23 protein-coding genes are annotated in these 25981 nt (G+C 66.1%); 8 read left to right on the top strand and 15 right to left on the bottom strand.

All coding sequences use genetic code 11. The annotated features are described in order from the left end of the window. Positions 1 to 38: 38 nt before the first annotated feature. Positions 39 to 1931 carry an ABC transporter ATP-binding protein/permease gene (locus RVU70_RS15215; RefSeq protein WP_363347755.1) on the bottom strand — a complete coding sequence of 631 codons (1893 nt, stop codon included), beginning with the start codon at positions 1929 to 1931 and terminating at the stop codon, positions 39 to 41. A gap of 122 nt (positions 1932 to 2053) precedes the next feature. Between RVU70_RS15215 and RVU70_RS15210 the strand changes: the two genes are divergently transcribed. Then, the gene (locus tag RVU70_RS15210; protein ID WP_363347753.1) at positions 2054 to 2650 is read left to right on the top strand and encodes a TIGR00730 family Rossman fold protein; all 597 of its coding nucleotides are present in this window, start codon (positions 2054 to 2056) and stop codon (positions 2648 to 2650) included. Between the two features lie 70 nt (positions 2651 to 2720). Here RVU70_RS15210 and cimA read toward each other — a convergent pair whose 3' ends face one another. The 6 genes from cimA to cysS all read right to left on the bottom strand — a co-directional run bounded on the left by cimA (position 2721) and on the right by cysS (position 7339). Further along, on the bottom strand, positions 2721 to 4316 hold the full coding sequence (gene cimA / locus RVU70_RS15205) for a citramalate synthase (RefSeq protein WP_363347751.1): 1596 nt from the start codon (positions 4314 to 4316) through the stop codon (positions 2721 to 2723). Next, the gene (locus tag RVU70_RS15200; RefSeq protein WP_363347749.1) at positions 4316 to 4816 is read right to left on the bottom strand and encodes a GNAT family N-acetyltransferase; all 501 of its coding nucleotides are present in this window, start codon (positions 4814 to 4816) and stop codon (positions 4316 to 4318) included. Before RVU70_RS15200 ends, cimA begins: the two co-directional genes overlap by 1 nt. Continuing rightward, positions 4816 to 4950, bottom strand: coding sequence for a hypothetical protein (locus tag RVU70_RS15195; RefSeq protein WP_363347748.1), 135 nt, complete (start codon positions 4948 to 4950; stop codon positions 4816 to 4818). The genes RVU70_RS15200 and RVU70_RS15195 overlap by 1 nt, the downstream gene beginning before the upstream one ends. Positions 4951 to 5076: 126 nt before the next feature. Further along, positions 5077 to 5292 carry a DUF559 domain-containing protein gene (locus tag RVU70_RS15190; RefSeq protein ID WP_363347746.1) on the bottom strand — a complete coding sequence of 72 codons (216 nt, stop codon included), beginning with the start codon at positions 5290 to 5292 and terminating at the stop codon, positions 5077 to 5079. A 92-nt stretch (positions 5293 to 5384) separates the two neighbouring features. Next, complete coding sequence (locus RVU70_RS15185; RefSeq protein WP_363347744.1) at positions 5385 to 5738, bottom strand: DUF559 domain-containing protein; 354 nt, start codon at positions 5736 to 5738, stop codon at positions 5385 to 5387. 203 nt (positions 5739 to 5941) lie between these two features. Further along, entirely contained in the window at positions 5942 to 7339 is a 1398-nt protein-coding gene (cysS, locus tag RVU70_RS15180; RefSeq protein ID WP_363347743.1) for a cysteine--tRNA ligase, read from the bottom strand. A gap of 305 nt (positions 7340 to 7644) precedes the next feature. Between cysS and RVU70_RS15175 the strand changes: the two genes are divergently transcribed. Continuing rightward, complete coding sequence (locus tag RVU70_RS15175) at positions 7645 to 7977, top strand: hypothetical protein (RefSeq protein WP_363347741.1); 333 nt, start codon at positions 7645 to 7647, stop codon at positions 7975 to 7977. Between the two features lie 3 nt (positions 7978 to 7980). Here RVU70_RS15175 and RVU70_RS15170 read toward each other — a convergent pair whose 3' ends face one another. After that, positions 7981 to 8511, bottom strand: coding sequence for a CreA family protein (locus RVU70_RS15170; protein ID WP_363347739.1), 531 nt, complete (start codon positions 8509 to 8511; stop codon positions 7981 to 7983). 300 nt (positions 8512 to 8811) lie between these two features. On the opposite strand from RVU70_RS15170, the gene RVU70_RS15165 reads away from it, so the two are divergent. Both RVU70_RS15165 and RVU70_RS15160 read left to right on the top strand, forming a co-directional pair. Further along, positions 8812 to 9924 carry a DUF2865 domain-containing protein gene (locus RVU70_RS15165; RefSeq protein WP_363347737.1) on the top strand — a complete coding sequence of 371 codons (1113 nt, stop codon included), beginning with the start codon at positions 8812 to 8814 and terminating at the stop codon, positions 9922 to 9924. A 130-nt stretch (positions 9925 to 10054) separates the two neighbouring features. After that, positions 10055 to 11212 carry a hypothetical protein gene (locus RVU70_RS15160; protein ID WP_363347735.1) on the top strand — a complete coding sequence of 386 codons (1158 nt, stop codon included), beginning with the start codon at positions 10055 to 10057 and terminating at the stop codon, positions 11210 to 11212. A gap of 12 nt (positions 11213 to 11224) precedes the next feature. Here the strand turns inward: RVU70_RS15160 and cckA are convergent, their stop codons facing one another. Beyond that, on the bottom strand, positions 11225 to 13744 hold the full coding sequence (gene cckA / locus RVU70_RS15155; protein ID WP_363347734.1) for a cell cycle histidine kinase CckA: 2520 nt from the start codon (positions 13742 to 13744) through the stop codon (positions 11225 to 11227). Between the two features lie 303 nt (positions 13745 to 14047). Between cckA and RVU70_RS15150 the strand changes: the two genes are divergently transcribed. Further along, positions 14048 to 14932: a hypothetical protein gene (locus RVU70_RS15150; protein ID WP_363347732.1), complete on the top strand. Its 885-nt coding sequence runs from the start codon at positions 14048 to 14050 to the stop codon at positions 14930 to 14932. 68 nt (positions 14933 to 15000) lie between these two features. Here the strand turns inward: RVU70_RS15150 and dksA are convergent, their stop codons facing one another. The 4 genes from dksA to RVU70_RS15130 form a co-directional block, all read right to left on the bottom strand. Further along, a complete protein-coding gene (dksA, locus tag RVU70_RS15145) occupies positions 15001 to 15417 on the bottom strand; it encodes an RNA polymerase-binding protein DksA (RefSeq protein ID WP_363347730.1) in 417 nt (138 codons plus the stop codon). Between the two features lie 128 nt (positions 15418 to 15545). Then, positions 15546 to 16757 carry an NADP-dependent isocitrate dehydrogenase gene (locus RVU70_RS15140; RefSeq protein ID WP_363347728.1) on the bottom strand — a complete coding sequence of 404 codons (1212 nt, stop codon included), beginning with the start codon at positions 16755 to 16757 and terminating at the stop codon, positions 15546 to 15548. A 144-nt stretch (positions 16758 to 16901) separates the two neighbouring features. Then, positions 16902 to 20660, bottom strand: coding sequence for an AAA family ATPase (locus RVU70_RS15135; RefSeq protein WP_363347726.1), 3759 nt, complete (start codon positions 20658 to 20660; stop codon positions 16902 to 16904). After that, entirely contained in the window at positions 20661 to 21881 is a 1221-nt protein-coding gene (locus tag RVU70_RS15130; RefSeq protein WP_363347725.1) for an exonuclease SbcCD subunit D C-terminal domain-containing protein, read from the bottom strand. It lies immediately after the preceding gene. A gap of 521 nt (positions 21882 to 22402) precedes the next feature. Between RVU70_RS15130 and RVU70_RS15125 the strand changes: the two genes are divergently transcribed. Together RVU70_RS15125 and RVU70_RS15120 are read left to right on the top strand one after the other, a co-directional pair. Continuing rightward, on the top strand, positions 22403 to 22975 hold the full coding sequence (locus RVU70_RS15125) for an HNH endonuclease (RefSeq protein ID WP_363347723.1): 573 nt from the start codon (positions 22403 to 22405) through the stop codon (positions 22973 to 22975). Between the two features lie 26 nt (positions 22976 to 23001). Further along, positions 23002 to 23508 carry a hypothetical protein gene (locus RVU70_RS15120; protein WP_363347721.1) on the top strand — a complete coding sequence of 169 codons (507 nt, stop codon included), beginning with the start codon at positions 23002 to 23004 and terminating at the stop codon, positions 23506 to 23508. Here the strand turns inward: RVU70_RS15120 and RVU70_RS15115 are convergent. Next, entirely contained in the window at positions 23492 to 24100 is a 609-nt protein-coding gene (locus tag RVU70_RS15115; protein ID WP_363347719.1) for a hypothetical protein, read from the bottom strand. The genes RVU70_RS15120 and RVU70_RS15115 overlap by 17 nt on opposite strands. Before the next feature lie 130 nt (positions 24101 to 24230). Here RVU70_RS15115 and RVU70_RS15110 point away from each other — a divergent pair, with 130 nt between their 5' ends. Beyond that, positions 24231 to 25565 (top strand): hypothetical protein, encoded by a 1335-nt coding sequence (locus RVU70_RS15110; protein ID WP_363347717.1) that lies wholly within the window; start codon positions 24231 to 24233, stop codon positions 25563 to 25565. Here the strand turns inward: RVU70_RS15110 and RVU70_RS15105 are convergent, their stop codons facing one another. Continuing rightward, positions 25566 to 25853, bottom strand: a complete 288-nt coding sequence (locus RVU70_RS15105) for a hypothetical protein (RefSeq protein ID WP_363347715.1) — start codon at positions 25851 to 25853, stop codon at positions 25566 to 25568. Between the last annotated feature and the right edge of the window lie 128 nt (positions 25854 to 25981).

Below are 25981 nucleotides of genomic sequence, written 5' to 3'. Positions count from 1 at the left end.
GAAGCCCGACTCTTGAGGGAGCGGGGCGACCCCGGGCCCTACTCCGCCTCGGCCTCCTCGCGCTCGGCCTCGAGCAGTTTGGCGCGCGCTTCGGCGGCCTCGCGCTGGCGGTTCCACATGGCGGCGTAATGGCCGCCGAGCGCCAGCAGCTCCGCATGGCGGCCTCGCTCGATGATGCGCCCATGGTCGAGGAAGAGAATCTCATCCGCGTCCACGACGGTCGAGAGCCGATGGGCGATGACGAGCGTCGTGCGGCCCTTGGCGACGCGGCGCAGCGCCTCCTGAATTTCATGCTCCGTGAAACTGTCGAGCGCCGAGGTCGCTTCGTCCAGAATGAGGATGGGCGGGCCCTTGAGGATGGTGCGGGCGATCGCGACGCGCTGCTTCTCGCCGCCGGAGAGCTTCAACCCACGCTCGCCCACCTGCGCTTCATACCCGCCCGGCACGCTCTGAATGAACGCGTCGATCTGGGCGAGCTGCGCGGCCTCGCGCACCTCCGCGTCGGTCGCGTCCCAGCGGCCGTAACGGATGTTGTAGCCGATCGAGTCGTTGAAGAGCACGGTGTCCTGCGGCACCATGCCGATGGCGGCGCGCAGGCTCGCCTGGGTGACGTCGAGAATATTCCGCCCGTCGATCGTGATCCGGCCGCCCTGCGGCTCGTAGAAGCGGAACATGAGCCGCGAGATCGTCGATTTGCCGGCGCCTGACGGCCCGACAATGGCGATCGTCTGGCCGGGCGCCGCGTCGAAGCTCACGCCCTTCAGGATCGGCCGATCGGAATCGTAATAAAACTGCACATTGTCGAAGACGACGCGCCCCTCGTTCACGACAAGCGGCTCGGCGTCCGGCTTGTCCGAAATCTCGGGACTGCGCGACAGGATCGAGAACATGGTCTCGATGTCGATGATCGCCTGCCGCACCTCGCGATAGAAAGTGCCCATGAAATTCAACGGTTGGGCGAGCTGCAACATCATGGCGTTGATGAGCACGAAATCGCCGACCGTGTTTTGGCCGGCGCGAATGCTGTAGACGCACATGACCATCATCGTCGTCACGCCAATGATGTAGATCACCGTCTGGCCGGCGTTGAGGATGGCGAGCGAAATATAGGAATGGGTGCTGGCCTTTTCGTAAAAGGCCATGGATCTGTCGTAGCGCTCGGCTTCGCGCCGCTCGGCGCTGAAATACTTTACCGTCTCGTAATTGAGCAGACTGTCGATCGCCTTCTGGTTGGCGTCCGTGTCGCTCTCGTTCATCGTGCGGCGGATCGCGATGCGCCAGTTGGTCGCGAGCGTGGTATAGGCGAAATAGGCCCCCAGGGTGACAATGAGCACGAGGCCGTAGCGCCAGTCGAACTGATAGATGAAGATTCCCAGCACGAGCGCCATTTCGAGCGCGGTCGGCGCGCCGGTGGACATCACGAGCCGCGACAGCGTCTCGATCGCGTTGCGGCCACGCTCCAGGACGCGCGTCAACCCGCCTGTCTTGCGGCTGATGTGAAAGCGCAGGGACAGTTCGTGCATATGGATGAAAAGGTCGGTCGCCAGCCGCCTGACGGCATGCATGGCCACCGCCGCGAAAATGCCGTCGCGCGCCTGCATAAGGATGACGGACACGATGCGGATCGCGCCCATGAGCAGCGTAAAGCCGACGGCGCTCGCGCCCAGAACGGGCAGGGCCGCTGCTCCGCTTTCCGCCAGCGCATCGGTCGCCCATTTGAAAGCATAGGGCGTCATGGCGTTGAACAGCTTGCTGACGATCAGCAGCCCGAAGACGACAGCGACGCGTAGCTCCAGATCGCGCCGGCCGCGCGGCCAGATATAGGGCCACAGCCGGCGGATTGTTCCAAGGAGCGAGGCTTCGGAAAGGGAAGCGTCCTGCGGATCGGGCGCGCCATAGGCGCCCGACGCGCGTTGGCCAATTCTGAGCATTCGGAGTCCAATGATGAATGGAAGCCTCGGCGAAAGAGGCAAGTGTCATATAAGGCCTTTAACTCTTTCGCGCACCCCGCTTGACCGGCGGGCCGATGGCGCCAGTTGACGGAAAGAAGCTTATGCAGAAGATCAAGAACATTTGCGTCTACTGCGGCTCCGCCCAGGGAGACGACCTGCGCTACGCCGCGGCGGCGGAAACTTTTGGGCGCATTCTGGCCAAAGCCGGAGTCGGACTCGTCTTTGGCGGCGGCTCCTGCGGCCTCATGGGGATAACCGCGCGCGCCGTGCTGAACGCCGGCGGCCGGGTGACCGGTATCATCCCCGACTTTCTGGAAGAGCGCGAACTGGCTATGCAGGGAATGACCGATTTGATCGTCGTCGACCATATGCATACCCGAAAGCGCCTGATGTTCGAAAAATCGGACGCTTTTGTCGCCCTGCCCGGCGGCGTCGGGACGCTCGAGGAGCTGACGGAGCAGTTGACCTGGATTCAGCTCGGGCGGCATACCAAGCCGCTTGTCATCGCCGACATCGCCGGCTTCTGGCGCCCGTTGCTGACGCTCTTCGCCCATATGCACAATTCGGGTTTTATCCGCGAGGGATATGAAGTGCGCTATCTCGTGGCGGAACGCGTCGAGGACATTCTGCCGATGATCCAGACGACCGCGCGCCGCATGCCGAAAGTCGAGGAAACGGCGATTACCGAGCGGATGTGAAAACCTGCGTGCTAATCCCTCCCCCTCGCGGGGAGGGCGGCCCGCGAAGCGGGCCGGGTGGGGTCCGCCCCTAGGTCGCCCCCGAGATCAGCAGCTTGTAATTGATCGCGTCGACAATCGCCTCGAATGACGCGTCGATGACATTCGCGGAGACGCCGACCGTCGACCAGCGATTGCCCGCGCCATCGGCGCATTCGACCAGCACGCGCGTCACGGCGTCCGTGCCGCCCTGAAAGACGCGCACGCGGTAATCGACGAGGCGCACGTCGTCGATGAATCTTTGATAGGCGCCGAGATCCTTGCGCAGGGCGAGGTCCAGCGCATTGACGGGGCCGTTGCCCTCCGCCGCCGAAATGCGGCTTTCGCCGTGCACATTGACCTTCACGATGGCCTCGGCGCCGAGGTCCTCGAAGCCGCCGTTCTTCGCAAAACGGCGGTCGACCGCAACGCTGTAGCGCTCGATATCGAAATAATGCGGCGCTTCGCCGAGGACGCGCTTGGCCAGCAGGAAGAAGGAGGCGTCGGCGCCCTCATAGGCGTAGCCCTGCGCCTCCTTGTCTTTCACTTCGTCGAGGAGGCGCGTGAGCCTCGGATCCTTCTTGTCGACGTTGACGCCGAGCCGCGTCAGTTCGGAAATGATGTTCGAGCGTCCCGCCTGATCCGAGACCAGCACGCGGCGCATATTGCCCACGCTCTCCGGCGGCACATGCTCATAGGTGCGCGGATCGGTGAGCACGGCCGAGGCGTGAATTCCCGCCTTGGTGGCGAAGGCGCTCGCGCCGACATAAGGCGCGTGGCGGTTCGGCGCGCGGTTGAGCAGCTCGTCGAGCGCATGGCTGACGCGCGTCAGGTGGGTGAGCTTGTCGCGGCTCACGCCGATCTCGAACCGCTCGGCGAACTCCTCCTTGAGGAGCAGCGTCGGGATGATCGTCGTGAGATTGGCGTTGCCGCAGCGTTCGCCGAGACCATTGAGCGTGCCCTGAATTTGCCGCGCGCCGGCGCGCAGCGCGGCGAGCGAATTGGCGACCGCCTGACCGGTGTCGTCATGGCAATGCACGCCGATATGGTCGCCCGGAATTACCTTCACCACTTCGGCGACAATGCGCTCGACCTCATGCGGCAGCGTTCCGCCATTGGTGTCGCAGAGCACGACCCAGCGCGCGCCAGAGTCATAGGCGGCCTTGGCGCAGGCCAGCGCATAGTCCGGATTGGCCTTGAAGCCGTCGAAGAAATGCTCGCAGTCGACGGCCGCTTCCTTCTGCTTCGACACGGCGGCCTTCACGGATTGCGTAATGCCCTGGAGATTGTCCTCTTCCGTGGAGCGCAAAGCGACCTTGACCTGATAATCCCAGCTCTTCGCGACAAAGGTCACCGCATCCGCCGCGCTGTCGAGCAGCGCCGCGACGCCGGGATCATTCTCGACCGAACGGCCCTGCCGCCGCGTCATGCCGAAGGCGGAGAAGCGGGCGCGCAGTTTCGGCCGCGTCGTGAAAAACTCCGTATCGAGCGGATTGGCGCCGGGATATCCGCCTTCGACATAATCGACGCCGAGGTCGTCGAGCAGGGCGGCGATCTGCCGCTTGTCTTCGAGCGAGAAATCGACGCCTGTCGTCTGCGCGCCGTCGCGCAGCGTCGTGTCGTAAAGCGTGACGCGTTCCTTCATCATCACTGCAGTCCCCCGGCGGCGGGCGCCGCCAGTTCCTTGGTCATTGTGGTGTTGCCGAGCCATTCGCCGGCGATCGTTACAGTGTTTCGGCTCTGTGCGACATAGCCGCGCGCCGCGAAAAAGTCGCGCGCCGAGTCGGAGGCCTCGACGGTGAGCTTTTTCGTTCCGCGCGCCGCGGCAAGCTTCTCGATGGCGTCCGCGAGCGTGGCGCCGACGCCCTGCCCCGCGAGATCGGGTCGCACATAGAGCATGTCGAAAATTGCATTATCCTTGAGCGAGGCGAAGCCGGCGACGTCGCCGCCAAGCAGCGCGACAATCGTCAGTTCGCCGGCCAGTCGCGACGCGAAAGCCGCTTCGTCATCAGCGGCCGAGGCCCAGGCCTCGCGTTGATCGGCGTCATAATCCTCGGCCGCAAGCTCTTCGACGCTGGCGCGAAACAGCGCCGCGAGCGTTGCGGCGTCTGCCGGAAGATAGGGTCGAAGTCCCGGCGCTGTCGCCATTACACGACCTCGAACGCGCGCAGCAGATGCCAGGCTGCGACGGCGGCGAGCGCCAGCACGAAGAGCTTGAACAGGAGATAGACCGCCCAATGGCGCTTGAAGGGCAGCGTTCTTTTCCAGTCGTCATTGGACATGGCTTTCTCCTTGTCTCTCAGATACGGCGCAGGGCGCAGTTTCAGAGGGAAGGCGCACTCGTGTGCGCGAATCCCTCCCCCTCGCGGGGAGGGTGGCCCGCAAAGCGGGCCGGGTGGGGTCCGCCGTCACAACGCCTCCCCTTCAGTCTCACGCGCCCGGGCGAGGATCGTCTCGACGAAGTGAAGGCCCTCGGGCCTCAACTTGCGCAGGTGAACCCACAGCTTCACCTCCTGCGGCGTCATGGTCTTGCGCAAAGCGCGGGCGCGGGCCACCCTCCCCGTAAAGGGGAGGGATTGGACTGCATCGAGACCGCCAACCGCCTGAAAGAGTTGAAGCTGCACAAGCCTCTCAGAAGGCTCGCCAACCTGCGTGCTCCAATCCCTCCCCCTTGCGGGGAGGGTGGCCCGCGAAGCGGGCCGGGTGGGGTCCGTCATCACAACGCCTCCCCTTCAGTCTCACGCGCCCGGGCGAGGATCGTCTCGACGACCCCATGCAGGTTGAGATCAACCTCGCTGTTCCAGAACCGCAGCGTCCGAAAGCCTTGCGCCGCGAAGTGGGCGTCCCGGCGCGCATCGTGGCGCAGGCCGCTGTCTTCCGCGTGCTGAGAGCCGTCAATCTCGACGATGAGCCTATGTTTAAAACACGCGAAGTCCAGAATGAATCCATCGACCGGCGCCTGACGGCGAAAGTGAAAGCCCTCGGGCCTCAGCTTGCGCAGCTGAACCCACAGCTTCACCTCCTGCGGCGTCATGGTCTTGCGCAAAGCGCGGGCGCGGGCGACGGTCATGCGCTAGCCCTCGAACCCCACCCGGCCCGCTGCGCGGGCCACCCTCCCCGTAAAGGGGAGGGATTGCACTGCATCGAGACCGCCAATCGCCTGAAAGATTTGAAGCTGCACAAGCCTCTCAGAAGGCTCGCCAACCTGCGTGCGCGAATCCCTCCCCCTTGCGGGGAGGGTGGCCCGCGAAGCGGGCCGGGTGGGGTCCGTCATCACCGCTTGACCTCCCACGTCGTCGTGCCGTCCTTATTATCCTTGAGCGCAACGCCCATGGCGGCCAGCTCGTCGCGGATGCGGTCGGACTCGGCCCAGTTTTTGGCGGCGCGGGCGGCGAGACGGGCGGAGATGAGCGATTCAATTGCTCGCGCGTCGACCGCGTGGCGCTTTTCGTTTTCGATCCAACTCGCGTAATTCCGAACGTCAACGCCAAGAAGCTTCAACGCCTCATCGAGCTGCATCGGGTCAAGGACCTCATGGAGCAGCGACACTGCGAGCGGCGTATTGAGATCATCGGCAAGCGCCGCAGCAAACTCGTGAGAGAAGTTGCCGCTGTTCCCGGTCGTCTCTCCCTTTTGCACAAACTCGGCCCAGCGCCGCAGAGATGATTCCGCCTCCTCGAGCGCCTTCACGGTCCAATCGATCGGCTGCCGGTAATGCGTCCTCAGCATCGCGAGCCGCAGCACTTCGCCCGGCCACTTCCGCCCGCCGAATTTGTCCGTATGCAGCAATTCGTGAATCGTCACGAAATTCCCCAGGCTCTTGGACATCTTCTCGCCCTCGACCTGCAGGAATCCGTTATGCATCCAGTAATTCGCCATCACGTCGCGGCCGAAGGCGCAGCAGCTCTGCGCGATTTCGTTCTCGTGATGCGGAAAGACGAGATCGATGCCGCCGCCGTGTATGTCGAAGGTCTCGCCGAGATGCGCCCAGGACATCGCCGAGCATTCGATATGCCAACCGGGACGCCCCCTGCCCCAGGGGCTCTCCCAGCCGGGCTCGCTCTCCTTCGACGGCTTCCACAGCACGAAATCCATGTCGCCGCGCTTATAGGGCGCGACGTCGACGCGCGCGCCCGCGAGCATTTCGTCGAGCGAACGGCGCGACAGACGCCCGTAAGCCTCCATCGACGGCACGTCGAAGAGCACATGGCCGTCGGCTGCGTAGGCGTGGCGCGAAGCGATCAGCCGCTCGATGATCGCGATCATTTGCGCGATGTGTTCCGTCGCGCGCGGCTGCACGTCGGGCTCGAGGCACCCGAGCGCGCGCACGTCTTCCTGGAAGACCCTGTTGGTCTCTTCGGTCAGTTCGCGGATGGTGATCCCGCGCTCGGCGGCGCGGGCGTTGATCTTGTCGTCGACGTCGGTGATGTTGCGGACATAGGTGACCTTAGTCTCGCCTCTGCCGCCATCCCAAACACCCTGCTTTGCAAGATGCCGCAGCAGCCGATACAGCACGTCGAAGACGATGAGCGGCCGGGCGTTGCCGATATGGGCGAAATCATAGACCGTCGGCCCGCAGACATACATGCGCACATTGGCGGCGTCGATGGGGCGGAACAGCTCCTTCGTCCGCGTCAGCGTGTTGTAGATCTTGAGCGCAGGCGTCGACATGAAATCCTCTCGGGCCAGCCCGGCCGGCGCGTTTCATGTCGTTTGGATCAGGCTCTTTAGGAACGACGTGAGGCTCCGGCCAGCGATGGTCGCTAGCTGATGATGATCCGGCCGCAAATTCGGCAATAGAGCGTCAGGAAGAGCCTCATGGCGCGACCATGCGCCCGGCGCGCCGCCGCGTCAAGCGCGTTGTGGCGGCGCCGCATTCGGGCGGAATCAAGGCGGCTTAACATTTATTTTACCCGGCCCCGCCACGATCGACCGTGGCCGCCCTATCTTCCGGCGGCGCATGAGCGGGCGCCTCAATGTTCATCCAGTCGTCGAAGATCGAAAGCACCCTCTGGTTCCGGATCGCCGTGCCCCTCGTCGCCGGCGCGCTCGTGGCGGCGGCGCTGAGCGCCAATGCACAGGCCGCGCCGGAAACCTTCCTTGTTCCCGACGACGGCTATGGGGTCACGGAATGCCTCAAGGGCAAGTCCGACTGCGGCCGCATCGTCGCCGACGCCTGGTGCGAAGCCCACGGCCACGGACCCGCCCAGGCCTATGGCCGCGCCGACGACGTGACCGCCGCCATTCCGGCCGCCGCGTCGCGTCCGTCGCAGCAGACCGACGCGATGGTGATCGCCTGCGCAGACTGAGGGTTACTTGACCCAGTCCTTGCACTGCGGCGGGGTCGCGCCGCCCCAGGGCTGGATCGGGACCGCGGAGGTCGAATTTTCCGGCGAGCCTTCAATGAGCTTGTCAGAATAGATCATGTAGATCAGCATGTTGCGCTTGGCGTCGCACCCACGCACGATATGCATCTGCTTCCACAGCAGCGACCGGCGCTCGCTGATCACGAGATCTCCCTGGGAAAATTTCTCGTTTTCCTTGCGCAGCTTGACGGGTCCGTACTGATTGCAGGCGAGCGAGACTTCCGAGGTCTGCTCGGCGACGCCGAACATGCCGGCGACGCCGCCTTTTTCGTGGGCCGTATAGGCGCAGGCGACGTTTTCGATGATCGGGTCGTCGACGACATAGGTCGCGAGCTTGTCATTGGGCGTGAGCAGCTTGAAGTCGGTGGACTTGCGGAAGATCAGATCCGGCCCTTCCTGCGCCGAGACCGAGCCGGCGGCGAGCGCCGCCCCCAGGGCAATCGTGCAAAGCGAAATCGTTTCAACAGAAGACTTCATCGGGCCGATCTCCAGTGGCGTCCGCGCCGGATATGGGCGAAGACCGCGCTCAAGGGAAGGGCCGCGCCGAAAAAAGCGCGCCCGTCGCAGCCGCGCGACCGCCTTGTTACGGACAAGAAAGGCTGGAAAATCGCCGAAAGTTGATCCGCGGCGGGATTCAGCCAACACTGGCGGGGATCGGGTCCGCGCTGGCGTTTTCGGGCGAACGATCGCTTCGCCGAAAAGCGCGTCGAGAACCAAAGAGCTGGAGACCGGTCCGACCAGCGTCGGATCGAAACGAGGCTTCAGCCGGAGCAATGGATGAGGCCGATTCTGGGGCCAAGGGCCTTCCGCAAAATTTTCACCGCTGCGTGCTGCGCCGCCGTCCTTGCGCCGCTGGGCCTCGCAGCGCCGGCCGCCCGGGCGGAGAGCGCCCGTTGCCTGGATCTGCGCGGACAGATCGCCAAGGCCGGCGCCGAAGGCATGGCGGCGCGCTATCGCGCCGGCGCCGCGAAGCTACGGGCGGAATACAGCCGCCTTGCGGTCAAAGGCCAGTCGATGGGCTGCGACCGGCAGACTTTCCTGTTTTTCGGCGAGCCGCCCCCGCCCCAGTGCGACGGGATCAACGCCCGTCTCAGCGCCCTTCGCGGCAACATCGCCGCCTATGAGCAGGCCGCCTTGGACGACAGCCAGCGTCAGGCCCTCATGGCGCGCTACGAGGTGGAGTGCCGCAACCCCACCATCGCCGCCCGCCAGCCCGATCCGGGAAGCTTCTTCGAAGAGCTGTTCGGCGTCCGCCCGCCGGATCAGGCTCCCGGCCTGCGCGAGGCGCCGGTCAATCCCGAGGCGGGGCTGACCGACGACGAGACGTTCGAGCAAGGGACGCGCCGGATGGGCGGCCCTGTGGCGCTTTGCGTGCGCGGATGCGACGGCGGCTTCTTTCCCATCACTTATACGGCCAAGTATTCCCAGCTCGACGATCTCGATGCGCTCTGCAAGGCCATGTGCCCCGGCGCCGAAGCGAAGCTTTACACGCAATCGCAGTGGAAAGGCCTCGAATCCGCTGTTTCGATCGACGGCGAGCCCTATGCCGACCATCCCAATGCGCACAAGTTCGAGACGCGCTACGACGCTTCCTGCGGCTGCAAGCCGCCCGGAAAAAGCTGGACCGAGGCGCTGGCGGAAGCCGAACGCATTCTCGCCGAGCGCAACAACAAGGATCAGATGGTCACGGCCGAACAGGCCGAGCAAATGTCCCGCCCGATCCTGCCCGGCGATCCGCGCGCCCGGCAACCGATTGGCCCGGCGGCCGCGTCCGTAACGGCCCCCCTTCCTGAGGCGCGGGAGAGCGGCGTCCCCCCGGAGGTCTTCCGCGAGGTCGTCGGACCGGATGGCGCCAAGCGTCGGGTGAGGGTCGTGGCCCCCATGCTTTAGCGCCGGGCGCCGCCTCGAGATTGAAGCCTGAATTATTGCTAAATACGTCGCGGCGTGGTCTTAAAACCTCCGCTGCAGGGGCGCGTGATTTTATCATCGCAAACGGGAATCGAAGTCCAAGAGTTTGAGAATGAAATATAAAGAAACCGGCATGGGGATGTTTGTCTCTTTCGCCACCATTGCCGTCGCCGTCGTCGGCGTCGAGGGACTACTGAGAATCGTCGATTACCCGAAGTGGGACACGGAAATTACCGCCGGCTGGCGTTCGCATGTCGAAAACGAAGCGCTCAACGAGTTCGGATTCCGCGGTCAGCCGATCCAATACGCCGACAAGGACTTTGTCATCGTCTTGCTCGGCGACTCGCAAGTGGAGGCGGCCGCCTGCCCGCCGCAGTCCACGCCCGAGCGTCTTCTCGAACACTATCTTTCGGCCTCCGGCGCATTCAAGGTCTTCACCATCGGAACCGCGGGTTATGGAAACGACCAGGAATATCTTGCGCTGCAAGAGTATCTCGCCAGGCATCGGGCCGACATGGTGCTGCTGTGGCAGACATTCTCCAACGACGTCTGGAACAACGTCTTTCCAACTCATATGCCGAAAGACGGGGCGATAAAGCCAACTTATGTTCTCAAGGAAGACAAGCTCGAGGGTCCGAACTATCAGCTCGGCGAGGTCGTCAGGAAGCCCGCGCGGACGAAGATCGGGGTTTTTCTCAATCGGATTTTCAACCCGCAGAAGGGTCTCGACGAATATTGGGAGCGGTTCCTTCCCCCGCCCTACGCGCCGCTCGTGAATTATTCGGGGCCCGTCGCGCCGGACTGGGACCCGGCCGACCCGGACAACAGGAATCCTTTTCTCGAAAACGAAAATCTGAAAACCGAGAAAAGCCACTTCGCCATCTCGCTGTATCCGGCAAGCAAACGAACCGCGTACGGCCTCGCGTTGACGAGAAAACTCCTCGGGAACATCGAGAGTTTGTCGAAGAGCCGCGGCGCCGCCTTCTTCGTGCTCAATGTGACGACGCCGGTCGCGGAAGGCGTAACCGCGCAGCCCGCCGTCGTCACGCACAGGAGAGACAGGTCTTTCTATCAGACCTCGTTCCAGCAACAGCGCGCCAACCAGGCGACAGTGTACGACGGCTTTCCGTCTTTCAGCGTCAACGTCACGATGGCTAACTGGCGCGTGAGCGAGACGGATGCGCATCTAAACTGCATGGCCAATGACGAAGCCATGCAAAGTCTCGCGAGAAACGTGACGGCGTTTTTGAAAAAAGACGCCGCTCCTTGAAGGCTTGCATCCTCACCCCTGCGCGGGGAGATGCGCCTTCACCGTCTCGACCAGCTGCTTGATCGAGAACGGCTTGGGCAGGAAGCCGAACTCTCCTTCGGGAAGGTTCTTGGCGAAGGCTTCCTCGGCGTAGCCCGACACGAAGATCACCTTGGCGGTCACGCCGCGTTTGCGCAGTTCGGCGTACATCGCGGGCCCGTCCATTTCCGGCATGACGACGTCGGAGACGATAAGGTCGATTTTCCCGCCGACCTCCTCTACGACCTCCAGCGCCTCGAGGCCGGTCGTTGCTTCGAGAACCGTGAAGCCGCGCGTCTTGAGCGAGCGGGCGCCGATCGAGCGCACCGCATCCTCGTCCTCGACCAGCAGAATGACGCCCTGCCCCGTATAATCGCCCTGGGGCTTCGCCTCGATCTCCTTCTTCGGGGTTTCCTTTTCGTCGGGGATGTAGCGCGGCAGGAAAATCCGGAAGGTCGTGCCCTTGCCGACGTCGCTCGACGCGAAAATGAAGCCGCCCGACTGTTTGACGATGCCGAAGACGGTCGAGAGCCCGAGTCCGGTGCCCTTGCCGACCTCCTTGGTGGTGAAGAAGGGCTCGAAAATCTTTTCGATCACCTCCGGGGGAATGCCCGCGCCATTATCTTCGACTTCGACGAGGACATAGTCGGCGGCGACGAGATGCGGCTCGTTGAAGCTCGCGCATTCCTCCTTGGAAACATTGCGGGTGCGGATCTGCATCAGCCCGCCCGACTCGGGCATGGCGTCGCGCGCATTGGCGAGCAGATTGATGATCACCTGCTCGAACTGCGTGAGATCGGCTTTCACGTACCAAAGATCGCGGCCATGGCGCAGTTCGAGCTCGTTCTTCTCGCCGACGACGCGCAGCAACAGCAGTTGCAGTTCTGAAAGCGCGTCGCCGAGCTGAAGCACTTGCGGCCGCAGGGTCTGGCGACGCGAGAAGGCGAGCAGCTGGCGGGTGAGGCCCGCCGCGCGCTCGGCCGTCGCCTTGATCTGACGAATGTCCTTGAAGCTCGGATCGGTCGGGCGATGGCTCGACAGCAGGAAATCTGAATAGCCGATGATCGCCGTCAACATATTGTTGAAGTCGTGCGCGATGCCGCCCGCGAGCTGGCCGACCGCGTTCATCTTCTGCGACTGGGCGAATTCCTCCTGCAGTTTGCGCTGCTCGGTGGTGTCGAGCGCATAGATGGTCGCGCCCTTCTGGCCGCCGTCTTCCGCGGGCGACACGAAGAAGCGCGCCGAACGCGGGCCGGCGCCCTCGTCGAAGGAGACATTCACGGGCTTGACGTCGCCCTTGCCGTCGATCGCGTCCTCGATGGCCTTGCGCAGCGCCTCGGCGTCGCGCTCGCCGAGCCCCGCGAGAAGCGACCAGCCCTCTTTCGCCGCGCCGGCTTTGAGCGCCCGCGGCAGCAGCTTGGCGAAAGCGGCGTTGGAGTCGAGCACGCGCCCGTTCGCGTCCAGCGTTGCGATCGCCATGGGCGTCGAGTTGAAGAAGCGCGCGAATCGCACCTCGGCCGCGCGCAGCCCCTCTTCCGACTTCTCGCCGGCGGCGCGGTTGAGCACGAGCGTGCGCGACGGACCGGCCGCGCCGTCCTGCCCGAACGCGACCTGATGTAAGAGCCGCGCCGGCAGCGGCCGGCCATCGCGGCAGCGCAGATCGAGGTCGATCTGCTCGGTGAGCACCTCGCCCGGCGCGCCGGACACCGCCGCGAGCAGCGCCGCGCCGTTGTTGGCCACGATCGAGGCGATCGTCGCGCCGCCCGATCCGACCTGCGTGAGATCATAGCCGAGCCAGGTGGCGAGCGTCCTGTTCATATACGGCACGGCGCCGTCGGGCGCGGCCGAGAAGAAGCCGGCTGGCGCATGGTCGAGAAAGTCGATCGCGTGCTGAAGCTCCTGGAACACGCCTTCCTGCCGTTGGCGCTCGCCGGTCACGTCGGCGACCCGCCACAGCGACGCCCGCGACCCGGATTGCGGCAGCGGCCGCACCTTGATCCGGTACCAGCCGACGGCGGCGCCGCCGGTGAGCGGCGGCGACAGGCGCAGCTCCTCGACATGCGGGGTCCCGGCGCGGGCCGCCTGGGCAAGCCGGTAGATCGCCTCGGAGACCTCCGGCGGCCCCGAGAACAGCCGCTCGACGACCTGGAGGCCCGATGCGTCTCGGGCGCCGCAGAGGTCCATATAGGCCGCGTTGGCGTACACGATCTGCCTGTCGCCCCTCGTGACGAGCAGGCCCTCGGTCGTGGATTCGGCGATGAGCCTCGTAATGTCGTTGCCCGCGACGCGCGGCGAGACCTGGATCAGCCCAACCGCATAGGCGAACAAGAAGAAGACGCCGGCCACGGCGAACAAGGCGAGGGCGAGCAGGACGAAACGCGGCGTCAGGGTCGCCGGGGCGAGAAAATAGGCGCCGAGAACCGCGAGAATCGCGAGGGCCAGCGCGAGCACGAGCCCGGCGCTGCCGGGGCGCTCGCTTCGGTCAAATGCAGACGACGCCGTCCTGTCGGTCATCCTGAACGCTCTGGGTCCCGCGCCCGCAGCATAGCGATCCGGGCTATTGGATTGTGCATGCCAGACTATGGTTAATGAAGGCGCAGCTCCAAATAAGCCCAGCCTCGTCCGTTTGAAAACCACGCGGGGCGCGGAATCGGACGAAAGAATGGCGGTCAACGACGGTCATGGCAACGGCCCCGAAAGAGGGTTGCGGGGTTTTCCGAGCTAAATTAACCAATAATTAACCTTTTGGCGCAGGCTTGCCCGAAATACTGTTAAATTGGCGACGTCAAAGCGCGTTCGAAGAGAGACCCTCACTTCATGCAAGACCGATTCTCCCAACTGCTCCCAATTCTTGGGGCAATCGTGGCGTTCCTCATCGCCGCGCTCCTCGTCCTCTATATCATTCGCCTGCTGTTCGGGCGCCGGATCCGCTCGGCGGCTCCCAAGAAGGGCCCCCGCCGGTTGGACGTGGTCGACGTTTTCGACCTCGATCGTGAACGTCAGCTCGTCATTGTGCGCCGCGACGACACCGAACATCTGCTGTTGATCGGCGGCCCCAACGACCTCCTCGTCGAGGGCTCGATTTCGCCCTCCGAGGCCCTGGCCGCGCGCCCGGCTCGGGAGGCGCGGCCTGCGCAGCCCGCCGCCGCGGGGTGGCCGCCCGGTCCCTCCCCCGAGCCCGCGCCGCCGGCGCCTGTCCCGGGGCAGAAACCCGCCCTCGGGCCTGCGCCCAAACCCGCCGCCGTCGGTCCGCTCAACCTGCCGCCGGATCTCTTTGCGCCCGCGCCGAGCAAGCAGGGGCCGTCCGAGCCTGCTCCTGCGCCGGCGCCCGCGGCGAGCGCGCCCCCGCCGCCGCCCGCCCCGCCGCCGCCGCCGCTGCAGCGTCCCGCCGCGCCGCCGCCGCGTCCGGCCGCGCCGCGCCCGGCGACGCCGCCGTTCCTCGCCCGGACGCAGCGGACCATCCAACCCAGACCGGACACGCCGCCGCCCCCCGCTGCCCCGACGCCGGCTCCGCCGGCGGGACCCGGGGCGCCGGCCACGCCGCCCTTAGGCGCCAGACCCCCGGCTCCCCCAGCGGCCCCGCCGGGCCCGCCGCCTGCGGCTCCGCCGCCCCCTTCCCCGCCCGCGGCGCCCGACGTCGATCCGCTGGAGTCGCTCGAAGCGGAAATGGCCCGCCTGCTCGGCCGGCCCGACAAGGAATAAAAAGAAAGGGCGTCGCGCTTGGCGACGCCCTTTTCTTTCCAAATGGGCAGCGAAGAAGAACGGACGCGTCAGTCGTCGCGATAGACTTTCTCGCGCCGCTCGTGACGCTCCTGCGCCTCAATCGACAAGGTCGCGATCGGACGCGCATCGAGGCGTTTCAACGAAATCGGCTCGCCCGTCTCCTCACAATAGCCGTAGGTGCCGTCTTCGAGACGGCCCAGCGCGGCGTCGATCTTGGCGATAAGCTTTCTCTGCCGGTCTCGGGCGCGCAATTCGATCGCCCGATCGGTTTCGGAAGACGCCCGATCGGCGAGATCGGGATGGTTTTCGTTTTCGTTCTGGAGGGCCGCGAGCGTCTCGCGGCTTTCGTGGAGAATGTCTTCTTTCCAGGCCAGCAGTTTGCGACGGAAATATTCGCGGTGCCGGTCGCACATGAAAGGTTCGTCTTCCGACGGTTTATAGGTCTCGTCCAGATCCACCGTCATTGCCGCAATTCTCCCGTAGGGCCATAGGCGGCGCCTATATAGACGCGCCGTGCAACAGACACAATCGAAGTTTGCAACGAAGCTGGCCCGAGGCCGGCCGAAATCCGCGGCTTCCGCATCGATCGACCTCAGACCATCGCCTTGCGGAGATTTTCATCGACCTTGTCGAGGAAGCCGGTCGTCGACAGCCACTTCTGATGGTGGCCGACGAGCAGCGCCAGATCCTTGGTCATATACCCAGATTCGACGGTCTTGACGCAGACCTCCTCCAAGGTCTTCGAGAAGCGCGCCAGTCCCTCGTTGCCGTCGAGCTTGGCGCGATGGGCGAGGCCGCGCGTCCAGGCGAAAATCGAGGCGATGGAGTTGGTCGAGGTCTCGTGACCCTTCTGGTGCTCGCGATAATGGCGGGTCACCGTGCCATGCGCCGCCTCCGCCTCGACGGTCTTGCCGTCCGGGGTCATCAGCACGCTCGTCATCAGGCCGAGCGAACCGAAACCCTGCGCGACGATGTCCGACTGCACGTCGCCGTCGTAGTTCTTGCAGGCCCAGATGTAACCGCCCGACCATTTCAGCGCCGACGCCACCATGTCGTCGATCAACCGATGTTCGTACCAAAGGCCCAGCGCCTCGAATTGCGACTTGAATTCCTTCTCGTAGACCTCCTGGAAGATGTCCTTGAAGCGGCCGTCATAGGCCTTCAGGATTGTGTTCTTCGTGGAGAGATAGACGGGGAATTTGCGCTGCAGGCCGTAGTTGAACGAGGCGCGCGCGAATTCCAGAATGGACTCGTCGAGGTTGTACATCGCCATGGCGACGCCGGCGCCTGGGAATTTGAAGACTTCCTTCTCGATGACCTGGCCATCCTCGCCCTCGAATTTGATCGTGAGGCGGCCTTTGCCCGGAACCTTGAAGTCGGTGGCGCGATACTGGTCGCCATAGGCGTGACGGCCGACGACGATCGGCTGCGTCCAGTGCGGCACGAGCCGCGGGACGTTGGCGCAGATGATCGGTTCGCGAAAGATGACGCCGCCCAGGATATTGCGAATCGTGCCGTTCGGCGACTTCCACATTTCCTTGAGGTTGAATTCCTTCACGCGCGCTTCGTCGGGCGTGATGGTGGCGCATTTCACGCCGACGCCATGCTGCTTGATCGCGTTGGCGGCGTCGACGGTGACCTGATCGTTGGTGGCGTCGCGATTCTGGATCGAGAGATCGTAATAAAGAAGATCGATGTCGAGATAGGGCCGGATCAGCTTGTCCTTGATGAAGGCCCAGATGATGCGGGTCATTTCATCGCCGTCGAGTTCGACGACGGGATTGGCCACTTTGATCTTCTGCATGTCTGATCGATCCTCGAACTGCGCGCCCGCCTTATAGCCCTGCCCCGACGCCAAAGAAAGCGGCGACAAGGGGGCCGACGACCCGCGGGCGGGCGCCCCAAGCATCAAGGGCGCCAGACCGCCAGCTTCGTCTTTGCCGGATGCTTACGCGAAGTCCGCGGGGGCGGGCGCCCGCAGGCGCACAGCGCTGATCCCGCCGCCGCGCCGCTCGACGCAGATTTTCGTCGCGATCCGGCTCTGCAGCGATTCGACATGGCTGATGACGCCGACCTTGCGGCCCTGACCCTGGAGATTTTCCAGCGCGTCGATGGCGACGTCGAGGGTCGCGGCGTCGAGCGCGCCGAAGCCCTCGTCGATAAAGAGCGTATCGACGAATGAGTCGCGCCCTTCGAGCCCGGCGAGCGCCAAGGCGAGCGCCAGCGAAGCGAGGAAGCGCTCGCCGCCCGACAGGGAGCGCGTCGAACGCCGCTCCTCGCCGAGATCGCGGTCGACGATCTGAAGCCCGAGCGCGCCCATCTCGCCAGCGCGCTCCAGCCTGTAACGCGGCGACAGGAGCGCGAGCCGTTGGTTGGCGAGGGCGACCAACTGTTCGAGCGTCACGCTCTGCGCGAAGCGGCGGAACTTGTCGCCCTCGCGAGAGCCGATCGCGGCGTTGATTTCCTCCCAAATCGTGCTGATCGAACGCGCCTCGGCAATCTCGCCGGAGAGCGCTTCCATGCGGGCGAGCGCCGCGTCGTCCTGCACGATCTGCTGCTGCAACACGCCGAGGCGCGTGAGCAGGGATTCGATCTGCGCCGCGCTTTTGGCCCGCTGGATCTCGAGTTCAGCCTGTGGGGTCTGCGGCAGACCCTGGGCCTCCGCTTCGGCGAGATCGGCGCGCCGCTCGGCGGCCGCCCGCTCCGCCGAGGCCAGTCTGGCTTTCGCCGCGTCGACGCGCTGGCGCATCTCCTCGGCCGCCTGCGGCGAGATTGCGAGGAGCGGCGCCGCGGCTTCTTCCGTCAAGCCCGTCCGCGACAGCGCCGCTGCAAACTCCGCCTGTCGGGCGTCGAGAGCCGCGTGGGCGTTGGCGAGATCCTGCGCGGCGGCGAAACTGCGGGCGTCACAAGCAGCTTTCTCTTTATCCGCCGCGGCGAGCTTATCGCGCGCCGCGTCGTAACCCCGCCGCGCAGCCGCGTTCCTTTCTTCGACCCGCGCGCGATGTCGCGCCGTCGCCTCGCCGCCGAGCAAACGCCCACGCTCGGCCTCGAGCCGCGCGAACGCGTCGCGGCGGGCGCCATGGGCGGCGACAGCCTCCGCCGCCTTTTCCGTTCCGGCGCGCGCGTCAACTTCCAGCGCGGCGGCGCGCCGCTCCCCCTCTGCGAGGCGCTGCTCGGCGCCCGCCAGCGCGGTCTCGGCCTCTTTGAATTTCGCGCCCGTCGCGGCGAGACGCCGTCGCGCCGCCTGCGGGTCGCGGTCGAGATCGGCCGCCACGAGATCGCAGAGGGAAAGATGATCCGCCAGCGCGCGGTCAATCGACTCGACGCGCTCCTGCGCCCCAGCGACCGCCTGCGCGAGCCGGGCGCACGCCTCTCCCGCCTGCCGGGCGCGCGCCTCTTCCGCGTCGCGCATGACCCGGCGCACGTCGAGCGCCGACCGCCTCTCCTCGGCGGCCTTGGCGAGCCATTCGACGTCCGCCCCGAGCTTCTCGTCGGTCTCGATGATTTTCTCCTGCGCGTCCCGCAGGGCCTCCGATTCCGCGAGCAAAGCCTGAATTCTTTCGGCGGCGCCGGCGATCGCCGCGAGCGCGGCGTTGAGCGGATCGCGGGCAAGCCGCGCCGCATAGTCTTGCGCTGCCTGAGACAGCGCCGCCTGCGCCTCGTCGCGCCGCTGCGTCGCCTCCTCGTGGCGCGCCAGCGCTCTTGCTTTGGCCGCCGTCGTCTCAGCTATCTCGACTTCGGTCGTCTGGAGGGCGCGGCGCGCGGCGTCGCGCTTGGCCCGCAAGGCCTCGACCAGTCGATTGGCGGCGTCCTGCGCCTTCGCGAAAGGATGATCCGTCGCGCCGCACACGGGGCAGGGCTCGCCGACTTCGAGCGAAGCGCGCAGTTTCAGCGCATGGGGATCAGCCGCGGCTTCAGCCAGTTCGCCGAGACGCTCGGCCTCCTCCTTGCGCGCCGCCTGCGCCGCGCGCCTCGCCTGCAGATCGGATAAGGACGCGGCGCGCTCGCACGCTTCTTCGGCGAAGCGCGTCATATCGGCCGTCGCCCGGGCGGCCTTGTCCTGCGCCTGATCGTGATCGCGCGACAGACGCGCCAGCGCCAGCAAGGCGTCGAGCGCGCGCAGGGCCTCGGCGTGGCGCCGTCGCGCCGCCGGGGCGTCGAGCGCCTCGCGCGCCGCCAGACGCTCGCCGCGCTGCGCGAGCGCTTGCGCAAGCGCGGCGCGGTCTTTCTCGTCAGCGAAGTCGAAGGCCTGCCGCGTTTTCCCCGACTGCGCCAGGATCTCTTGCGCCTTACGTAAGTCGTCAGCAGCTTCGCGCCTGTCCCGCGCGACCTCCGCGCGTTTTGCAAGCTGGTCGTCGATCTCCTGCCAGCGCTCGCTCAGCGGCCGCGCGGCCGCGACCGCGTCGAGAGCCGCACGCGCCGCGTCGCGCGCCGTCCGCGCGGCCTGCGCCTCGGCGCAGGCCTGCGCCAGCAGTTCGGCTTTTTGCGCGGCGACCTGCTTCGCCATCTCTTCGGCGGCGCACGCCTGCTCGACCTCCTGCTTCTGGGTCCCGATCTGCGCATCGAGCGCGGCCGCTTTCTCCCAGAGCGGCTTCATCGCCTCGAGGTCTTTCTGGCTCGCATCGAGCGCTTCGGCCGCCAGACCCGCCTCTTCCTGCGCAGCGACGAGCGACGCGCGCGCAGCGTCGGCTTGTTGCGCCGAGCGCGTCGCAGCCGCCTCCTTTTCCGCCAGGAGATCTCGAGCCTTTTTTGCCTCCTCGCGCGGCCCGCGCAAGGGACCCACGCGATCGAGCGCGTCGAGCGTTTGCCCCTCCGGCGCCAGCTTGGCGAACGTCTGCGCGGCGGCCGCGCAATCGGCGTCAGCCTGCGCCAATTTTGCTGCGGCCTGCGTATGCGCGTCGAGGCGGCGCAGCGCCTCGACGACTACGCGCTGTTCGGCGTCGAGCGAGCCGCGCCTTTCTACAAGACCTTCTTTCTCGGCGACGAGCGCCGCGCGCTCGTCCTGGCTCATCGCGCCGATCTCTCGGCGGCTCTCTTCAAGGCGCGCGACCTTGTCCCGCGCCTCTCGCGCCTTTTCGAATGCGCGCGTTGAAAGGCGGCCGTAGATTTCCGCGCCGGTAATCTTCTCCAGAAGATCGGCGCGCTCCTTCGCGTCGGCGCGCAGAAACGCGTCGAAGTCTCCCTGCGCGAGGAGCGCCGTGCGACGGAACTGGTCGAAGGTGAGATCGGTGAGCTCGACGACGCGCCGGTTGACGGCTTCGACGCCCGATTCGATCGCCTCGACAACCTCGCCGCTCTCGTCGATCCGCCACAGGCTGCGCGCGCGATTTTGCAGCCTGCCAGCCGCCCTCCCCCTTGCGCGCAACAAGTCGCAGCGCGCCCGATAACGTCCGCCATCGCGCGCGACGAAATCCGCCTCCGCATAGCCCCGCCCAGCGCCGCGCCGCAGGATTGCGCGCGGATCGCCGGAGGCCAGCGTCTCGCCGGACGGATCGGGCGCGCCCTCATTGCCTCCCGCCGCAACGACGCGCGGAAATTTGTCGTAAAGCGCCAGACACAGCGCATCGAGGATCGTCGACTTTCCCGCGCCCGTCTCGCCGGTGATGGCGAAGAGCCCGGCCGAGCGCAGCGGCTCGCGTTCGAATTCGAGCGCGAAGGGCGCGGCGAGGCTTGCGAGGTTCTCGCCCCTGATCGCGAGGATGCGCATTTAGTCTTCCTCAGCGAGCTGGCCGAAAAAGCGCAGATGCTCTTCGGATGGGGCCGCGCAATGCGTCGCCTCGAAGGCCTCGCGGAAGAGATCGACGGGCTGACGCTCGGCGAGGCGCAGCGGGAGGGCGGCGGGCGCGTCCGACGCGCGCGGCCGCTCGACGGCGAGCGACACGAGGCGAATAGGATATTTCTCGCAGATGGCGTCGATCTCTGATTTGAGGCCAGCGGCGGGCCCCTCGACCCGCACGGTCAGATGGACGAAGGGCCGCGCCGCGTCGGGCGTTCGCGGATCGAGCGCCAGCGCCGCAAGCGCCGGCTCGACATCGGCCAACGCCAGCGCGCCCGCAACGGGCAGGCGCAAATGCGGCACGCTGCGCTCCAGCGGGACATGCTCCGCCGTCGCCTTGCCCGCCGCGTCGATCTCGACGAGCGTCACCCCGTGCCGATAAGCAATCTCGGCTTTCGACATCGGGAGGAGCGCGCCGCTGTAGCGAATGGTGTCGCGGCCGACGCTTTGCGGGCGGTGGAGATGGCCGAGCGCAACATAGGCCGCGTCGGCAGGGAAGATATCGGGCGGGGCGGCATGTTCGCCGCCGACCAGGATGCGCCGCTCGGCGCCTTCCGATTCGAGCCCGCCCGCGACATGGAGATGGCCGGTGAGGACCAGCGGCGCGCCGCCGATTTGGGCGCGCGCGGCGGCGACCGCCTCGCGATAGAGCGCGCGCACGCCCCAGACAACCGAGGAGCCGACGACATCTTCCCCGGCCACCGGCAGATCGGCCGCGCGGGGGTAAGGCAAAGCCAGCAGATAGGCCCCGATCGCGCCGGAGACGTCGCGGATCGGCAACACATGGCGTTCGGGATCGACCGCGCCGTCGCGACGGGCCACGACGCCGACCGACCGCACACCCGCCATTTCGAACAGCGCGCGGGGCGCCTCGAGGCGGCCGGCGGGATCGTGATTGCCGGCGAGGAGCGCAATGGCGGCGCGGGGACAGGCGGCGCGCAGATCGCTCAGCGTGTCATAGAGCAACCGCTGCGCCTCGGCGGAGGGGTTGAGACTGTCGAAAATGTCGCCGGCGACGATCACGGCGTCGACGTCGCGCGCTTTCGCGAGCGCCACGAGCTGGGCCAGCGCAGCCCGATGCTCGGCCTCGCGCGACCAGCCTTGCAGCGCCGCGCCAAGATGCCAATCGGCGGTGTGGAGGAGTCGAATCACCTTGGCTTCAGTTAGACGCAGGCGGCAGGCCGGAGGCAAGCAATATGCTACGCGCCTGCTTCGGCCTGCCGCCGCTCCCTCGCGATCCACGCCCGCATTCGTAGCTGTGCGGAAGACGGCGCGAGAAAGATCGCCCGCTTCAATCGCAGTCTGCGCCAAGGCGGCACAGAAACCGGCGCGCGGGCAACCGTGACCACGGCTGCTGCAACGTCGGCGCCGCCGCAAGTCGCCGGGCGCGGCGCAGAGCGCTGGCAACGTCTATACCTCTGATATTGCTTGATTTTCGTAGATTTTGCGACGGCCGGGCGCGCCGACGCCGACCCCGCGCCGGATGGGCCGTGACGCGCAGGCGGTCGGAAGGACGAGGTTCAGAGCCCCAGAGTCGAGAGACCCGCGGCGAATCCGCCCAGACGCCTTCACAACCGCGTCGTACTGCCTGTAAACTATGCGCCGTCGCAAAAGGCCTTTTGGACCTTGGCGCGGTCCATTCAGGCCCTTCTCGCAACCGAGAGGCTGGCAGGGTGACCGCTCACTTCAGAACACAAAATGTCTCGCCTCAGGCGTGTCCGGCGTTGGTGCTCAACGCGGATTACAGGCCCCTGAGCTATTATCCGCTCTCGCTCTGGGGCTGGCAGGACGCGATCAAGGCGGTCTTCCTGGATCGGGTCAACATCGTCTCGGAATATGACAAGGTGGTTAAGAGTCCGAGCTTCGAAATGCGCCTCCCCTCCGTGGTGTCGCTCAAGGAATATGTAAGGCCGGCCCGTCAGCCGGCCTTTACTCGTTTTAACGTCTTCTTGCGCGACCGCTTCACCTGCCAATATTGCGGCGCGCACGATGAGCTGACGTTCGATCACGTGATTCCCCGCTCAAAGGGCGGAGCGACCACGTGGGAAAATGTCGTCGCGGCCTGCTCGCCCTGCAATCTGCGCAAGGGGGACCGGCTGCCGCATGACGCGCATATGACGCCCGCGCAGAAACCGTTTCAGCCGACCATCGTCGATCTGCATCGCAACGGCCGGCTGTTCCCGCCCAACTACCTGCACGACAGCTGGCTCGATTATCTCTACTGGGATACGGTGCTGGAGCCCTAGTAAAGGCCCGCCCGGAGAACAGGCCCATGCTGCGCCGGATCGTCGTGATGATCTTCGGCTATCTCATCGCCGCCGGCGTCGGCGCGGTGTTTCTCATCGTCTCCGCGCTCTTCGACCCCGCGACGCGCGAATTGGGACTGGCCTCCGTCATGACGGGGCTTTTCGCCGCCTTCGACCAGGCGCTGATCGATGGCGATCCCGCGGACGCCCTCGGCGCCGTTGGCTTCGTGATCTGGGCGGTCATCATCGCGACATGCGCCGCGCCGCTCGCCATTGCGGCGCTCATCGGCGAAGCCGCTGGCGTGCGGTCTCTTGTCTGGTATTCCGGCGCATGCGGCCTGCTGGCGGGCGCGTCGCCGTGGATCGCGCGCGCGGCGAAAGGGCTGGAGCGCTCGCAGGCAATGACCGACGCCGAGGGGCGCCTCGCTTTGCTGTTTTTCCTCACCGGCGCGCTGACCGGGGCGATCTACTGGCTGATCGCGGGGCCGGGGCCAAAGCGCGCCCCAGTGGAAGACCTTACTTCTTCTCCTTGATCTCGCGTCGCAGATCGGCGGCGTGTCGCCAGTAAACGAACGCCGCCCCGCTCAGAAACACGCCAGCGAGAATCGCCGTCGCGTAGAACTGCAGGAACCCGCCGATCGTGAAGCCGAATCGCGTGGTGCGTTTCGTGCCCGAGTGTTCGGTGACGGTGATGAAGGCGGCGTATTCGCCGCTCTCGTCGAACACATGCTCCACAGGGACCGCGCCGCCTGGATAGAGGCGCGGCGCGACATAGGCGACCGTGAAGGGCGTCAGATCGTCCTCTTCGCTGAGCGGCCCTTTCGGCTCCTTGACGATGCGCACCTCGATGGGAAGTTCGCGCAAGCGCTCGGCGATAAGGTCGATGGTCAGGATAATTCGCCCCGGCGCCGGGAACTCGCCACAGAATCGATCGCGTGAGCGATCAGGCACGTAAGACACAATGCCAATGAGGTCTGGCCCGATGGAGATTTCGCACTGGTCGCGGATGGTCGAGGACTTGTCCATGCTGATGGCGCGCGCCGGGAGCGGGGCAAGCAGAGCGACGAGAGCCGCGGCGACGAGAAACGCTGGCGCGGCGCGCGCCAGCGAAGCGAACGAACACATGGTCTATCTCCAACGTCACAGGCGGCGCCCGCGTCGGGTCGAGCGCAAGCGCGCTGGAATCGCCGGTTTTTCGCGGTTTTGCAAGGGACTCAGGATTGACGCCCCCCCTGGGAAATGCTCTTAACCCGCCATGGCTGACTATTATTCGCTGATCTCCCGCGCCATTTCTGGACTTGCGCAGCAAAGGCCCGACGCAAGACAGGCGGTCTATGACCGGGCGCGAAAGGCGCTGCACAGCCAGTTGCGGGGCATCCAGCCGCCGGTCCCCGACGCGGACATCGCCGCCGAAGGGCGCGCGCTCGAAGAGGCGATCACCCGGGTCGAACTCGAATATGCGGGCAAGGGTCCGCAGACGCCGCCGACGCCCCCCGGCGCCGGCAAGCCCGCCGCGACAAAGCCCGCCGCGACGACCGCGCCACCCCCCGCCAAGCCCGCTCCGACGAAGCCGGCGGCCTCGACTCCGGCGCCCGCAAGAGCCGCGCCCGCCAAACCGGCGCCCGCCAAACCGGGCGTTTCGAAACCCGCGACGCCCGCGCCGGCTCCCGCCCGCATCCTGGAGCCGGCGAATGGCGCGCCGCCCGAGCCCGCGCCGTCGCGCACCGTCGAAGACGCCTGGCGCGACACGCTCGCCGAGACCGCGCCGCCGCCTCAGCCGCGCGAGGCCCAGCGGCCGGCCGCTCCCCTGCCCCGCCCGCCGAAATCGCAGCGCCCGCCGGCGCGGATGCTGGCGCTCGGCGGCGTGCTCGTGGCGCTGCTCGTGGTCGTCGGCGTGCTCGCGTGGTATCTGCGCGAACGCCCGGAAGACCTCGCAAAGCTCAAACCCGCGGAAAACGCCGCCGCCGGCGCGGAGGGCGGGAAATTCGGCGACCGCGTCGAGGGCGGCGCCACGCAGGCGGGGCCCAAGCGGGTCACCTCGATCCCCGTGGCGCAGAAGGCCGAACTCTGGGTCGCTTCGCTGCAAGAGCCCGACAAGGTCGACCGCATCTACAATGGCTCCATCGTCTGGCGGCTCGAGAATGTCGGCGGCGGACCCGGCCAGCCGATGACGTCGGCGATTCGCGGCGAGCTCGACATTCCGGACGCCAAGCTCAAAATGAGCCTGCTGTTCCAGAAGAACACCGACACGGCGCTGTCGGCGTCGCATACGATCACGATCTCCTTCAAGCCGCAGCCGGGCAGCCCGCTCGGCAATGTGAAAGCCATCGGCCCGATCCAGATGCGGCGCGCCGATGCGCAGGCGGGCGAGAAGGTTGTCGGCATTCCCGTGCCGATCACGGAGAACAACTTCCTCATCGGCCTGATGCGCGGCGACCGCGAAATGCGCAACGTGCAGCTCCTCCGCTCGCTCGCGGTGCTCGATCTGCCGCTGCAATTCGCCGACGGCCGCGCCGCAACGATCAATATGGAGAAAGGCCCGTCCGGCGAGCGCGTGTTTGCGGACGCAATCGACTCCTGGGGTCGATAGTCAGCTCTCCGCGAAAGCAAGCTCGTAGACGAACGAATGCGCGCCCTTGCGGCTGACCCAGACGCCTTCGGGCGGCGTTGCGCCCTGCTCGTCGACCGGAATCTCCCAGGGGCGGCCCATCAAAGCCTGCTCGCCGGCGTCCCAGACGATCCAGCCGAAGGCGGGCTCGTGGAGAATCCAGACGTCCTTGTCCGCCCGCTTGTAACGCGGAGAACCGTCGTCGCCGGCGGGCGCGGGATGGAAGCGATAAACGGCGCCGTCGGAGAGTCGGCGCATTTCGATGAGCATCTGCGTTTCCCTCCGTGCTCGCGGCCCATCCTTCGAGACGGCGGCTTCGCCGCCTTCTCAGGATGAAGATTTTGATGCAAGCCCACGCCCCCGGATTCTAATAATCCCTCACCTTGAGGAGGCCGCGA

Source organism: Methylocystis echinoides (genome assembly GCF_040687965.1).
GTDB lineage: Bacteria > Pseudomonadota > Alphaproteobacteria > Rhizobiales > Beijerinckiaceae > Methylocystis > Methylocystis echinoides_A.
The sequence above is the reverse complement of the archived record's forward strand: the minus strand, read 5'-3'. Positions and strand labels throughout refer to the sequence as shown.